Source organism: Pseudomonas sp. PNPG3, assembly GCF_023093815.1.
Lineage (GTDB): Bacteria > Pseudomonadota > Gammaproteobacteria > Pseudomonadales > Pseudomonadaceae > Aquipseudomonas > Aquipseudomonas asiatica.
Map to the genome: position 1 here is coordinate 24,264 of NZ_JALLKV010000058.1, position 13,073 is coordinate 37,336.

The 13,073-nt window shown below is 63.9% G+C and carries 12 protein-coding genes; 3 read left to right on the plus strand and 9 right to left on the minus strand.

The window, feature by feature from the left end; genetic code table 11:
- The first annotated feature begins 16 nt into the window (after positions 1-16).
- Complete coding sequence (locus MJ643_RS25855; protein WP_013973159.1) at positions 17-1,246, plus strand: acyl-CoA dehydrogenase; 1,230 nt, start codon at positions 17-19, stop codon at positions 1,244-1,246.
- 306 nt (positions 1,247-1,552) lie between these two features.
- Here the strand turns inward: MJ643_RS25855 and MJ643_RS25860 are convergent, their stop codons facing one another.
- The 7 genes from MJ643_RS25860 to ribBA form a co-directional block, all read right to left on the minus strand.
- Positions 1,553-2,617: a TerC family protein gene (locus MJ643_RS25860; protein WP_038409931.1), complete on the minus strand. Its 1,065-nt coding sequence runs from the start codon at positions 2,615-2,617 to the stop codon at positions 1,553-1,555.
- Between the two features lie 189 nt (positions 2,618-2,806).
- Positions 2,807-4,114 (minus strand): phosphate ABC transporter substrate-binding/OmpA family protein, encoded by a 1,308-nt coding sequence (locus MJ643_RS25865; RefSeq protein WP_044047086.1) that lies wholly within the window; start codon positions 4,112-4,114, stop codon positions 2,807-2,809.
- A gap of 143 nt (positions 4,115-4,257) precedes the next feature.
- Positions 4,258-5,406 carry an ABC transporter ATP-binding protein gene (locus MJ643_RS25870; protein ID WP_013973156.1) on the minus strand — a complete coding sequence of 383 codons (1,149 nt, stop codon included), beginning with the start codon at positions 5,404-5,406 and terminating at the stop codon, positions 4,258-4,260.
- Positions 5,407-5,425: 19 nt separating this feature from the next.
- Positions 5,426-6,235: an ABC transporter permease gene (locus MJ643_RS25875; RefSeq protein ID WP_015270845.1), complete on the minus strand. Its 810-nt coding sequence runs from the start codon at positions 6,233-6,235 to the stop codon at positions 5,426-5,428.
- A gap of 6 nt (positions 6,236-6,241) precedes the next feature.
- Entirely contained in the window at positions 6,242-7,159 is a 918-nt protein-coding gene (locus tag MJ643_RS25880) for an ABC transporter permease (RefSeq protein WP_015270844.1), read from the minus strand.
- Positions 7,156-8,181, minus strand: a complete 1,026-nt coding sequence (locus MJ643_RS25885; protein ID WP_013973153.1) for an ABC transporter substrate-binding protein — start codon at positions 8,179-8,181, stop codon at positions 7,156-7,158. Before MJ643_RS25885 ends, MJ643_RS25880 begins: the two co-directional genes overlap by 4 nt.
- 329 nt (positions 8,182-8,510) lie before the next feature.
- Positions 8,511-9,632: a bifunctional 3,4-dihydroxy-2-butanone-4-phosphate synthase/GTP cyclohydrolase II gene (gene ribBA / locus MJ643_RS25890; protein WP_013973152.1), complete on the minus strand. Its 1,122-nt coding sequence runs from the start codon at positions 9,630-9,632 to the stop codon at positions 8,511-8,513.
- A gap of 78 nt (positions 9,633-9,710) precedes the next feature.
- Here ribBA and MJ643_RS25895 point away from each other — a divergent pair, with 78 nt between their 5' ends.
- Positions 9,711-10,004, plus strand: coding sequence for a DUF1330 domain-containing protein (locus MJ643_RS25895; protein ID WP_013973151.1), 294 nt, complete (start codon positions 9,711-9,713; stop codon positions 10,002-10,004).
- Positions 10,005-10,118: 114 nt separating this feature from the next.
- On the opposite strand, the gene MJ643_RS25900 is transcribed toward MJ643_RS25895, so the two are convergent.
- Both MJ643_RS25900 and MJ643_RS25905 read right to left on the minus strand, forming a co-directional pair.
- The gene (locus MJ643_RS25900) at positions 10,119-10,841 is read right to left on the minus strand and encodes a pirin family protein (protein ID WP_013973150.1); all 723 of its coding nucleotides are present in this window, start codon (positions 10,839-10,841) and stop codon (positions 10,119-10,121) included.
- 54 nt (positions 10,842-10,895) lie between these two features.
- Positions 10,896-11,915, minus strand: a complete 1,020-nt coding sequence (locus MJ643_RS25905; RefSeq protein ID WP_023661817.1) for an alpha/beta hydrolase — start codon at positions 11,913-11,915, stop codon at positions 10,896-10,898.
- Between the two features lie 145 nt (positions 11,916-12,060).
- On the opposite strand from MJ643_RS25905, the gene MJ643_RS25910 reads away from it, so the two are divergent.
- Complete coding sequence (locus MJ643_RS25910) at positions 12,061-12,945, plus strand: LysR family transcriptional regulator (RefSeq protein WP_023661816.1); 885 nt, start codon at positions 12,061-12,063, stop codon at positions 12,943-12,945.
- Positions 12,946-13,073: the final 128 nt, after the last annotated feature.

Genomic DNA, 13,073 nt, shown 5'->3' on the forward strand with positions numbered 1-13,073 from the left:
CGTGAAGGTAGCCCCGATGGATTTCGCCTATTCGCCCAAGGTCCAGGCACTGCGTGAGCGCGTCAGCGCGTTCATGGACGCCTATGTCTACCCCGCCGAGGCGGTGTTCGAGCGCCAGGTCGCCGAGGGTGACCGCTGGCAGCCCACCGCGATCATGGAAGAACTCAAGGCCAAGGCCCGCGCTGAAGGGCTGTGGAACCTGTTCCTGCCCGAATCGGAATACGGTGCCGGCCTGAGCAACCTGGAATACGCCCCGCTGGCTGAAATCATGGGCCGTTCGTTGCTCGGCCCGGAGCCGTTCAACTGCTCGGCGCCGGACACCGGCAACATGGAAGTGCTGGTGCGCTATGGCAGTGAAGCGCAGAAGCGCCAGTGGCTGGAGCCGCTGCTGCGTGGCGAGATCCGTTCGGCGTTCGCCATGACCGAACCGGACGTGGCCTCCTCGGATGCCACCAACATGGCCGCCACCGCCGTGCGTGACGGTGACCAATGGGTAATCAACGGCCGCAAGTGGTGGACCTCTGGCGCTTGCGACCCGCGCTGCAAGGTAATGATCTTCATGGGCCTGTCCGACCCTGAAGGGCCACGCCACCAGCAGCACTCGATGGTGCTGGTGCCCACCGATGCGCCTGGGGTCAAGATCGTCCGCCCTCTGCCGGTGTTCGGTTATGACGATGCTCCCCATGGCCACGCCGAGGTGCTCTTCGAGAACGTGCGGGTACCGTATGAGAACGTGATCCTGGGTGAAGGCCGTGGCTTCGAAATTGCCCAGGGGCGCCTTGGCCCTGGCCGTATCCACCACTGCATGCGCTCGATCGGCATGGCCGAGCGAGCGCTGGAACTGATGTGCAAGCGCTCGGTGGAGCGTACCGCCTTCGGCCGGCCACTGGCGCGTCTGGGCGGCAACGTCGACAAGATTGCCGACTCGCGCATGGAGATCGACATGGCCCGGCTGCTGACGTTGAAAGCGGCCTACATGATGGACACGGTCGGCAACAAGGTGGCCCGCAGCGAGATTGCGCAAATCAAGGTAGTGGCGCCGAACGTGGCACTGAAGGTGATCGACCGGGCGATCCAGATTCATGGCGGGGCAGGGGTGAGTGGCGATTTCCCGCTGGCTTACATGTACGCCATGCAACGCACCTTGCGCCTGGCCGACGGGCCAGATGAAGTGCACCGGGCGGCGATCGGCAAGTATGAGATCGGCAAGTACGTGCCGGCGGAGATGATGCGTAGCGGACGATGATTTACCGGCTTGTTCCGGCCTCTTCGCGGGCTTGCCCGCTCTCATAGAACTGCACATAACTCATTGAATTAGCAGGGACCCTGTGGGAGCGGCTTTAGCCGCGAACACCGGCGCAGCCGGTGCCATGCACCGCGTTGGATTCTTCGCGGCTAAAGCCGCTCCCACAGGGTACGAGGATCGCTTGCGAGTTCAGTTCTCTGTGCGACAGCGCACAGGTACTGTGCTGCCTCCAAGCTGTGCACAATATCTGTAGGAGCGGGCTTGCCCGCGAAGAGGCCCTTGAAGGCTCACTGGTTCTCTGGATGGTCAGACCCGCATCTGCGGGTCTTCCTCCTTCTCGCTGAGTGTGCGATCGGCATTTGAAGGCTGTCTGGATTGAGCACCCTTGATTTCCGGCTTTTCCCCCCGCGTCTTGACCAACGAAACCACCACCCCACCCAGCAACAACCCGAACGTCACCCCCAGCGACAGCAATGCCGGCACCTTGCCCACCATGCCGTGGTAGAAGATCTTGCAGCCAATGAAGATCAGCACCAGCGCGAGCGCGTACCTGAGGTAAACGAACCGGTGCATCAGCGCCGCCAGCGCAAAATACAACGAGCGCAAGCCGAGGATGGCGAAGATGTTCGAGGTGTAGACGATGAACGGGTCCTGGGTGATGGCGAAGATTGCCGGGACACTGTCGACGGCGAACACCAGGTCGGCCAGTTCGATCAGCACCAGCGCCATGAACAGCGGGGTGGCATGGCGTAGCGCCTTGTGCTGCCCGGGCGGGGTCTGCTGCACGAAGAAGTGCGAGCCGTGGATCTGCTCGGTGACCCGCATGTGCCGGCGCACGAACTTGAGAATCGGGTTGTTGGCCAGGTCGGGGCGGCTATCTTCCTTAGACAGCGCCATCTTCACCCCGGTAAACAGCAGGAAGGCACCGAAGATATACAGTACCCAGGCGAAGTTCTGCACCAGCGCCGCGCCCACGCCGATCATGATCGCCCGCAGGAAAACCACCCCGAGGATGCCCCAGAACAGCACGCGGTGCTGGTAGCGGCGGGGGATGGCGAAATAGCTGAAGATCATCGCCATGACGAACACGTTGTCCATCGACAGCGACTGTTCGACCAGGAACCCGGTGTAGAACTCCAGCGCCGACTGCGCGCCCAACTGGTACCAGACACCGACGCCGAACAGCACGCCGACGCTGAAATAGCCCGAATACAGCAGCAGGCTCTCGCGCATTTCGATTTCCCGGTCGTGGCGGTGCAGCACGCCCAGGTCGAGTACCAGCAAACCGATGACGATGGCCATGAACACCAGCCACAACCAGGTGCTGGTACCGAGGAACGGGGTGGTGAGGAATGTGTGTAGAGCTGTCATGAGCCCCTCCTTGAATGTCGACGTTGCATGGCAACAGTGATCCGACATGGCGGCCTGGCAGCCGTCAGAGGGGCCCGGTATCACATGGGCTTGAGCCTAGACCCGTTTGCCGGTGATGCCGAATGGGGAGCTGTTACATTTCTTTGCCAGGCCGCTCCTACACCAGTCAGGCCAGAGCAGGCCAATCGTTCAATAAACCCACACTTCCACCCGGCGATTACGCAGTCGCCCTTGCTCCAGTTCGTTCCCTGCCACTGGCAGTTCATCCCCCATCCCCGTCACCTCCAGCACCTCCACGCCATCGCGCGCCAGCTCGCGGCGCACCGCCTGGGCCCTTAGGCGGGACAGCAGGGCGGCGCGACCGGGTGTCTCCTTGGGGTCGCCAAAGCCCACCAGCACCGCCTTGCGCTGCAATTTGCCCGCTTGGCGCAGGTAGTCGGCAACGCGCTGGACATCGCGCAGGGCCTTGTTGTCGAGGCTGGCGCTGCCTTCCTGGAAGCGGAAATTCACGCTCAACCGTTGCGCCTGTAGGGCGAGGGTGCGATAGCGCGGCGGCATGTCCGCCTGAAGGGGCGCAGGTTGGGCCTTGATCTGCTGCGAAACGAAACCCTGCTGGGCGACGATCGCCTGGCCCGCGGGACTCTGAGTGAAATCGGCCAGCGCCTTGGCCTGGGGCTTGGGGTTGGCCGGCAGGTAGAAGTACAGGCGCCGCGATAGCGGGTAGTCCTCGCTGGCCACCAGTGCACGCTCCGGCAGCATGGCCGGCGCGTCACCCTCGGCAACCGCCAGCACCTTGGCCCCATGCACCGCCGCCAGGCTGCTGAAGCCGATGGCCTGGCGGTCGGCGCCCACTCGCGCGGCCAGCTCGTCGCTGGACTCGAAGCGTTGGGCCTTGGGCGAAAGCTCGCTTTGCTGGGGTTCCAGCACCAGGGCCTTGAAGGTCTCGAAGGTACCGGAGCGGTCGTCACGGGCGTACAGGTGGATGGCCCCGCCGGCAACACCCAATTGCTCCCAGCGCTGGATCTGCCCGGCAAAGATCTGTGCCAGTTGCCCCGTGGTGAGCTGTGGCAGCGGGTTGTCGGGGTGAACGATGACCGCGACGCCATCCAGGCCGATGACTTGTTCGGCGGCAGCGGCGCGCAGGTCGCCCAAAGCCTGCAGTTGGCTTGCTTCGTTGTCGTTGATAGGCCGCGACGCGGCGGCCAGGTCGGCCTCGCCATGGCCCAGGGCGACGAAGCCGGTGCTGGAACCGTGTGCGGCGATGTCGATGCGCAAAGGCTGGCCATGCTTATCGCGAGCGGTGATGACAGTCTCGTTGGCCAGCTTGCCTGGGTATTGTTCGATGGCGGTAGCTTGCTGTGCGCGCAATTGCCCTTGCACCAGCGCTGGCAGCAAGGCCGCGCCGATGGTGTTGGAGCCTTGCACGCGCAGGTGAGCGGGCTCGGCCAGGGTCGCCAGCGGCAGCAGGGTGAGCAGCAAGACAAGCAGGCGGGGCATGCCGGAAGGCCTATGGCATAGAGATGGCCGGCAGATTACGACAGTGGCGTGATGATAATGTGACAGTCCATGGGGCAGTGAAAGGCCGCCCCTGTAGGAGCGGCCTTGTGTCGCGAAAGGGCCGCAAAGCGGCCCCAGCGGTTTCAATGCGCCCCGGCAGACTTGCTCAGGTCACTTTCCGCCCACTCGGTATAGATGCACGCATCCGCCACCGCCCAGCGCACCTTCACGGTATCCCCTGGCTGCATCGGCATGCCCGCCGCCGACAAAGCCTTGACCGTCAGCTCGGTTCCGCCCGCGGTCACTACGTGGCAGGTCTGGCTCTCGCCCAGGAACAGCACTTCACCAACCTTGGCACTGACCTCGTTCCACCCCGCCGGCAGCGGCTCGCGTGCGGCCTGTTCGGCGGTCAGGGCCAGGGCCTTTTCCGGGCGTACCATGATCAGTGCATCCTGCGAGGCGGCCAGGCCCGGGGTCAGGCGGATGGCTACCGGCTGGCCCTCGAAGCTGCCCGCGCCATTGCTGCTGGCCTTGATCCGCAGGAAGTTGGAGTTGCCCAGGAACGAGGCGACGAAGGCATTCGGCGGGTTTTGGTACAGGTCGTAACCGGTGCCCAGGCCGACGATCTTGCCATGGCTGAAGATGGCGATGCGCTGGGACAGGCGCATGGCTTCTTCCTGGTCGTGGGTGACGTAGACGATGGTGATGCCCAGGCGCCGGTGCAACTGGCGCAGTTCATCCTGCAGGTCTTCGCGCAGCTTCTTGTCCAGCGCGCCGAGCGGTTCGTCCATCAGCAGGATGCGCGGTTCGTACACCAGCGCCCGGGCGATAGCCACGCGCTGCTGCTGGCCACCGGACATCTGCGACGGCTTGCGGTGGGCGAACTTTTCCAGCTGCACCAGCTTGAGCATGGCATCGACGCGCTTGCTGGTTTCGCTGGCACTGAGCTTGCGAATGGCCAGCGGAAAGCCGATGTTGTCGCGCACGTTCAGGTGCGGGAACAGCGAATAGCGCTGGAACACCATGCCGATGTCACGCTTGTGCGGCGGCACGTTGACCAGTGACTGGCCATCGACCAGGATCTCGCCGCTGCTCGGCGTTTCGAAACCGGCCAGCATCGACAGGGTGGTGGACTTGCCCGAGCCGCTGGAGCCGAGGAAGGTCAGGAACTCGCCGTCCTGGATTTCCAGGTCGAGGTTGTCCACGGCGGTGAAGTCGCCGTAGTGCTTGTTCAGGCCGCGCAGGCTGACCAGGGTCTTGCCGTGCGCGTTGTCTTTGATCACTGCACTCATTGTTGTTTTCTCCGCGCGCTCAGGCGTTGGCTTCGGTGCGCCGGCGCAAGGCGGCGGCAATGAACATGACAAGCAGCGACAGGCCGATCAGCAGGGTCGAGGCCACGGCGATGACCGGGCTGAGGTCCTGACGCAGGGTGGTCCACATCTTCACCGGCAGGGTCTGCAGGTCGGGGCTGGCCATCATCACGCTCAGCACCACTTCATCCCACGACACCAGGAAGGCGAACAGGCCGCCGGCGATCATCCCCGGGCGAATCGCCGGGAAGGTTACCTTGAAGATCGCCTGCAGGCGCGAGGCGCCGCAGATCACCGCGGCATCCTCGATGGATTGGTCGAACAGCTTCAGCGAATTGATGATCGAGATGATGGTGAAGGGCAGGGCGACGATCACGTGGCTGACCACGAAGGCGAACAGCGTGCCGGTGTAGCCGAGCTTGAGGAACAGCGCGTACACCGCCACGGCAATGATCACCAGCGGCACGATCATCGGCATGGTGAACAGCCCGTACAGCAGCTCGCGGCCCGGGAAGCGGCCACGCACCAGGGCAAACGCGGTGGGCAGGCCGAGCAGCACGGCGGCGATGGTGGTCAGCACGGCCACCTTCAGGCTGGCCAGCGCGGCGTCCATCCACTCCGGGTTGGAGAAGAACTGGCCGTACCACTTGAAGGTCCAGCCCGGCGGCGGGAACACCAGCCACTGCGACGAGCCGAACGACAGCAACACGATGAACACCACCGGCAACAGCAGGAAGGCCGCGATGACCCCGGTGGTCAGGTACAGGCCCGTACGCAGCGGGCGGCCCATGGCATTGGGAGACAGGAGCATGGCGGTTTACCTCGCGTTGCCAACCGGGGATTCCGGCTGCAGCTTCAGGTACAGGTAGAAGAGCACCAGGGTGATCACCACCAGCAGTGCGGCGGCGGCGCTGGCCAGGCCCCAGTTGAGGAACGACTGCACCTGCTGGATGATGAATTCGGGCAGCATCATGTTCTGCGCACCGCCCAGCAGGGCCGGGGTGACGTAGTAACCGAGCGACATCACGAACACCATCAGTGCCCCGGAGAACAGCCCCGAGCGGCACAGCGGCAGGAACACTTTCCAGAAATTGGTCCACGGGCTGGCGCCACAGATCGAGCCGGCCTGCAGCACCATCGGGTCGATGGCGTGCATGGTCGCCTGCAGCGGCAGCACGATGAACGGGATCATGATGTAGCTCATGCCGATCACCACGCCGGTCAGGTTGTGCACCATTTCCAGCGGGGCATCGATGATACCCATGGCCATCAACGCCTTGTTGATCACCCCCGAGCTCTGCAGCAGCACCAGCCACGAGTAGGTGCGCGCCAGCAGGCTGGTCCACATCGACAGCAGCACGATGTTCAGCAACCAGCGGCCCCAGCCCTTGGGCACCAGGGTAATTGCCCAGGCCAGCGGGAAGCCCAGCAGCACGCTGATCAGGGTGACCACGCCGGCCACCGAGAAGGTGTTGAACAGCACCCGCGCATAGGCCGAGTTGGCGAACAGCTGCTCGTAGTTGCCCAGGCCCGGCGTTGGCTCCAGCACCCCGCGCAGCAACAGGCCGGCCAGCGGGGCGAAGAAGAACAGGCCAAGGAACAGCAGCGCCGGCAGCAGATTGCGGCTGCCTTTCCAGCGCTGGCTCAGGCTGACGCGGCGGGGGGCCGTTCCTGGGGCGCCGGTGCCCGTGGGGGCACCTTGCGCGTTATGCAGGGCGTTGATGGCGACTTTCATTTGACCAACCACTCATTCCAGCGGGCTGCGATGGCCTGGCCGTTCTTGGCCCAGTAGGCGAAGTCGAGGGTGACCTGGTCCTGGGCGTAGGCGGTTGGCAGGTTCTGCGCGAGGTCTTTGTCCAGCTTGGCCACGCTGTCGACGTTCACCGGCGCGTAGGCGGTCTTGTTGGCGAACTCGGCCTGGCCTTCGGCGCTGCTGGCGTTGGCCAGGAACTTCATGGCCGCGTCCTTGTTCTTGGCACCTTTGGGGATGACCAGGAAGTCGGCCATGACCAGGTTCTGCTTCCAGCTCACGCCCACCGGTGCACCGTCTTGCTGCAGGGCATAGACGCGCCCGTTCCAGAACTGGCCGAGCGAGGCTTCACCGGAGGCCAGCAGTTGCTGCGACTGGGCGCCGCCGCCCCACCAGACGATGTCTTTCTTGATGGTGTCGAGCTTCTTGAAGGCGCGGTCCAGGTCCAGCGGGTACAGCTTGTCGGGGGCTACGCCGTCGGCCAGCAGGGCCAGTTCCAGTACGCCTGGGCTGGGCCATTTGTACAGGGCGCGCTTGCCGGGGTAGGTCTTGGTATCGAACAGTGCGGTCCAGTCCACCGGTTTGTTGGCACCGAGCTTGCCTTCGTTGTAGCCGAGCACGAAGGAGAAGAAGAACGAGCCGACGCCATGGTCGGAGACGAAGCGCGGGTCGATCTTGTCGCGCTTGATCTGGGTGAAATCGAGGGGTTCGAGCAGGCCTTCGCTGGCGGCACGCAGGGCGAAGTCGGCTTCGACGTCGACCACGTCCCACTGCACGTTGCCGCTCTCGACCATGGCCTTGAGCTTGCCATAGTCGGTGGGGCCGTCCTGGACGACTTTGATGTCGGTGGCTTTGGTGAAAGGTACGGCCCATGCTTCTTTCTGGGCGTCCTGGGTGGTACCGCCCCAGCTGACGAAGTTCAGGCTGTCGGCGGCCTGGGCGGCCTGACATGCCAGGGTCAGCAGGCTGGCGGACAGCACTGCGGTTACACGTTTGCTCAACAGCATGGTTACGCCCTCGTTGCTTTTGTTATTCGAGGCGGGGCTTGTGGTGCGCCCGCCAACAGTGTTCGGGGAGCAGCTAAAACAAAGTGTTTTTTGGCCGTTTTTGATTGTAGGTGCCGGCCTGCAGATTCAAGGTCTACGGGATATCATATTATGGTATTCCAAACTTTTGGCAAGAGGTATGAGGCTACCGGCCATCACTCCGTCCCTTTCAGAAACAGCGCGGGCCCTGTAGGAGCGGGTTCACCCGCGAATGCGTTGGTGGCTTCACCATCGCATTCGCGGGTGAACCCGCTCCTACAGGGCCCTGCCAAGTCAGTTGCTTCGGTGTTTTAGCCGACCATGTCCGGCTCGAAGGGGATGCTCTGCACCACCTCCAGCTCATACCCCGCCAGCCCCGCGTATTTCAGCGGCGGGCCCAGGTGGCGCAGCTTGCCCACGCCCAGGTCCTGCAGAATCTGCGCGCCTGTACCCACCTCCGAGTACACCTTCGATTGCCCACGCTGGTAAGGCCGCACCGGCTGGGTCAGCTGCGGCACGCGCTCCAGCAGCGCCTGTGAGGACTCATGGTTGGCCAGGATCACCACCACGCCGGCGCCTTCCTCGGCCACCTTCTGCAGCGCCGCCCAAAGCGTCCAGTTGGCGGGGCCGGCGTATTCGGCGCCGACCAGGTCGCGCAGCGGGTCGATCACGTGCACTCGCACCAGGGTCGGCTGCTCGCGGCGGATATCGCCCATGACCATGGCCATGTGTACGCCACCTTCGATGCGGTCTTCGTAGGTGACCAAGCGGAAGGTGCCATGCACGGTCGGCAGTTCGCGTTCGCCGATGCGCTTGATGGTCTGCTCGGTGCTCAGGCGGTAGTGGATGAGGTCGGCGATGGTGCCTATCTTGATGCCGTGCCGGGCAGCGAACACCTCCAGGTCCGGGCGGCGGGCCATGGTGCCGTCATCGTTGAGTACTTCGACGATAACCGACGCCGGGGTGAACCCGGCCAGGCGCGCCAGGTCGCAGCCGGCTTCGGTGTGGCCGGCGCGCGTCAGTACACCGCCTTCGCGGGCGCGCAGGGGGAAGATGTGACCGGGTTGCACCAGGTCTTCCGGGCGGGCGTTGGGGGCCATCGCCGCTGCCACCGTACGTGCCCGATCAGCAGCGGAAATACCGGTGGTAACGCCCGTGGCAGCCTCGATCGACACGGTGAAGGCGGTGCTGAAAACGCTGCCGTTGGCCGGCACCATCTGCTCCAGGCCCAGACGTTGGCAGTGATCGTCGGTCAGCGTCAGGCAGATCAGCCCGCGCGCTTCACGGGCCATGAAGTTGACGGCCTGGGCGTCGCATCGCTCGGCGGCGATCAGCAGATCGCCTTCGTTTTCCCGGTCCTCGTCATCCACCAGCAGGACCATCTTGCCTTGCCGGTAGTCCTCGAGAAGTTCTTCGATGGTGTTGAAAGCCATGTTGCACGCTCACTGTGGTGGGATGATTATCATGGTATACCATCATACATAAATATCGCCGTAACAGGAGAGCAGCGCATGAAGGCCTATTGGATCGCCCATGTGGACGTGACCGACCCCGAGCAATACCAGCAGTACACCCAGCGCGCCCCGGCTGCCTTCAAGGCATTCGGCGGCCGTTTCCTGGCCCGTGGCGGGCGTAGTGAGGCGATGGAAGGGCGGCCTACCCCTCAGCGTAGCGTGGTGATCGAGTTCGATTCGTACGAGCAGGCGCTGGCGTGTTACCGGTCCGAGCTGTACCAGGAGGCTTGCAGCCATCGTCAGGGGGTGGCGAAGGCTGAGGTGATCATCGTCGAAGGGGTCGAGCCCTGAGTTGGATTTGCGGCCTCTTCGCGGGTAAACCCGCTCCCACAGGTACGCCACAGATTTCGAAGTCTGTGGCGTACCTGTGGGAGCGGGTTTACCCGCGAAAGGGCCGGACCTGCCTCAAGGCATACCAGGCAACTCATGCGGCCGCAGGTCGAATACCAGCACCTCGGCATCCACCCCATTGCCCAGTTCCAGCACCTGTTCCTGCCTCACTCGCACCCCATCCCCTTCATTCAGCACTTGCCCATTGAGCTCGATGCTGCCCCGGGCCACATGCACATAGGCATGGCGGTTTTCCGGCAAGGTCAGGATGGCACGCTCGTCACCGTCGAACAGGCCGGCATACACCCGCGCATTCTGCCGTACCTGCAATGACCCCTCGGCGCCATCCGGCGAGATGATCAGGCGCAGCTTGCCGCGCTTTTCCTCGGCACTGAAATGCTGTTGCTGGTAACGCGGCGTTGCCCCCTGCACGTTCGGTACGATCCAGATCTGCAGGAAGTGCACCGGCTGCACCTGGCTGTGGTTGAACTCGCTGTGGGCCACGCCGTGGCCAGCGCTCATCAGCTGCACATCGCCCGGGCGGATCACCGAGCCGGTGCCCAGCGTGTCCTTGTGCTCCAGCGCGCCTTCCAGCACGTAGGAGAAAATCTCCATGTCGCGGTGCGGGTGTTGACCAAAGCCCTTGCCGGGGATGACGCGGTCGTCGTTGATCACCAGCAGGTCCGAGAACCCTTGCTCGTCCGGGTTGCGGTAGTGGCCGAAGGAGAAGGTGTGGAACGATTTCAGCCAGCCATGAAAGGCCAGGCCGCGGTCTTTGGCGTTGCGTACGGTGAGCATGACGGGTCTCCTGAACCGGCAGGGCACCAGGCCCTGCCGCATGCGTGGATGAGGTTACTGCAGGTGCACTTTCAGCTCGCCGGCGGCCTGGCGCATGGCCGCTTGCACGGCCGGCACCTGATGCAGCGGGTTGAGCAGCCCGTAGTCATGGATCATGCCGTTGTAGCGCACCGAGGTAACGGTCACCCCGGCAGCATTCAGCTTACGAGCATAAGCCTCACCTTCATCGCGCAGCACGTCGAACTCGGCCGTTTGCACCAGGGCCGGCGGCAGGCCCTTGAGCTGTTCACTGCTGGCCCGCAGCGGCGAGGCGTAGATCTGTTCCCGTGCCTTGGCATCGGTGGTGTAGTTGTCCCAGAACCACTTCATCATCCCGGTGGTCAGGAAGTGCCCCTCGGCAAACTGCTTGTACGACGCAGTTTCGAAGCTGGCATCGGTCACCGGCCACAGCAGCAGCTGGAAACGCAGGGCCGGGGTGCCGGCCTCTTTGGCTTTCAAGGCCACTACTGCCGCCATGTTGCCGCCGACGCTGTTGCCGGCCACGGCCAGGCGCTTGCCGTCCACGCCAATTTCCTTGCCATGCTCGGCCACCCAGCGGGTGGCGGCGTAGGCCTGGTTGATCGCGGTCGGGTAGTGCGCTTCCGGCGATGGGGTGTAGTCGACGTAGACCGCCACTGCGCCAGAGCCAACCACCAGGTCGTGGATCAGCCGCTGGTGGGTCGGGAAATCGCCGAGCACCCAGCCGCCACCGTGGAAGAACATGAACACCGGCAGGTCACCCTTCACGTTGGCCGGGCGCACCACTTGCAGTTTGATCGACTCGCCATTGGCCTGGATGGTGCGTTCCTTCACCTCGATACCCGAGAGATCGACCTTTACCGAGGCCTGGGCACCGGTCAGCACCGCGCGGGCGTCTTTCGGGCTGAGCTGCTCCAGTGGCTTGCCGCCGCCTTGTTCCAGGGCTTCGAGGAAGGCCTGGGTGTGCTGTTCGATACCCGGGCTGCCAGCGGCGAAGGCGCTGGAAACGGACAGGGCCAGAAGGGAAGCGGTAAGGGTTTTGTGGACAATGTTCATGAGCGAATCCTTTTCTGTTGAATGTTGGTAGTGGGCGTCTTGCCTGGCCTTCAGGGCCATCGCTGCGACTTGTGCGTAGATTAGGGAGATGCGTTGATGGGAAAAAGCCGCTATAAAGCGTTTGACTGTCACCAAGAGCGAGACAATGAACCCTTACGAAGACATGCGGATCTTTGCCCAGGTCATGGAAGCTGGCAGTTTCACTGCGGCTGCCGACCGCCTGGGGATGTCCAAGCAATCGGTCAGCCGGCGCCTGATGCAGCTTGAGGAGCGCCTGGGCGTGCGCCTGCTCAACCGCTCCACCCGGCGCCTGGATGCCACGCCGCTGGGCCAGCACTACTACCAGTCGGCGTTGCGCCTGCTCGGCGAAGTGCAGCAGGTGGAGCACGACATCAGCGGCCAGGCCCAGGCCTTGCGTGGCACCTTGCGTCTGAGTGCGCCGCTGTCGTTCGCCATGGCGCACCTGGGGTGCCTGCTGACCGAGTTCCTGCAGTTGCACCCGCAGGTGGATGTGGAGGTGGATTTGAGCGACCGCGCAGTGGACCTGATCGGCGAGGGCTATGACCTGGCGCTACGGATTGGTGCGCTGGAGGATTCCAGCCTGATTGCGCGGCGTATTGCCAGTGTCGAGCGGGTGTATTGTGCGAGCCCGGCGTACCTGAAGGCTCGGGGCGTGCCGGCCAGGCCGGAGCAACTGGCTGGGCATGATTGCCTGCCTTATGGTCATTCGCGGCAGGTACAGTGGCAGTTCCGCCAGGGCGGCAAAGTACAGGCGATCCAGGTAGTCGGGCGGATGCGGGCTAACAATGGCGAGCTGCTCAGGGATGCGGCGATTGCCGGGATGGGGGTGACCTATCTGCCAACCTTCATCGTGGGACAGGCGCTGGCGGATGGGCGACTGGTGACAGTGCTGGATGAGTGGCGGCCGCCAGCACTGCAGTTGTCGGCGGTGTACCCCCAGCACCGGCAGGTGGCGCGGCCGGTTCAGGGGTTTGTGAACTTCCTGCGTGAGCGCTTGGTGCACCTCTGACCTTCGGTACCGAGTGAGCTTCTTCGCGGGCGTGCCCGCGAACACCGGCGCAGCCGGTGCCAGCCACCGCGTTGGGGACTGTCAGTTTTTTTGTGTTCGGGCCGGTAATGGCCTGCCGCCAGGCAGGC

Bases quoted from the DNA above. Each gene is read 5' to 3' on its own strand.
- MJ643_RS25855 (WP_013973159.1), top strand. From the start codon at position 17: ATGGATTTCGCCTATTCGCCCAAGGTCCAGGCACTGCGTGAGCGCGTC.
- MJ643_RS25860 (WP_038409931.1), bottom strand. From the start codon at position 2,617: ATGACAGCTCTACACACATTCCTCACCACCCCGTTCCTCGGTACCAGC.
- MJ643_RS25865 (WP_044047086.1), bottom strand. From the start codon at position 4,114: ATGCCCCGCCTGCTTGTCTTGCTGCTCACCCTGCTGCCGCTGGCGACC.
- MJ643_RS25870 (WP_013973156.1), bottom strand. From the start codon at position 5,406: ATGAGTGCAGTGATCAAAGACAACGCGCACGGCAAGACCCTGGTCAGC.
- MJ643_RS25875 (WP_015270845.1), bottom strand. From the start codon at position 6,235: ATGCTCCTGTCTCCCAATGCCATGGGCCGCCCGCTGCGTACGGGCCTG.
- MJ643_RS25880 (WP_015270844.1), bottom strand. From the start codon at position 7,159: ATGAAAGTCGCCATCAACGCCCTGCATAACGCGCAAGGTGCCCCCACG.
- MJ643_RS25885 (WP_013973153.1), bottom strand. From the start codon at position 8,181: ATGCTGTTGAGCAAACGTGTAACCGCAGTGCTGTCCGCCAGCCTGCTG.
- ribBA (WP_013973152.1), bottom strand. From the start codon at position 9,632: ATGGCTTTCAACACCATCGAAGAACTTCTCGAGGACTACCGGCAAGGC.
- MJ643_RS25895 (WP_013973151.1), top strand. From the start codon at position 9,711: ATGAAGGCCTATTGGATCGCCCATGTGGACGTGACCGACCCCGAGCAA.
- MJ643_RS25900 (WP_013973150.1), bottom strand. From the start codon at position 10,841: ATGCTCACCGTACGCAACGCCAAAGACCGCGGCCTGGCCTTTCATGGC.
- MJ643_RS25905 (WP_023661817.1), bottom strand. From the start codon at position 11,915: ATGAACATTGTCCACAAAACCCTTACCGCTTCCCTTCTGGCCCTGTCC.
- MJ643_RS25910 (WP_023661816.1), top strand. From the start codon at position 12,061: ATGAACCCTTACGAAGACATGCGGATCTTTGCCCAGGTCATGGAAGCT.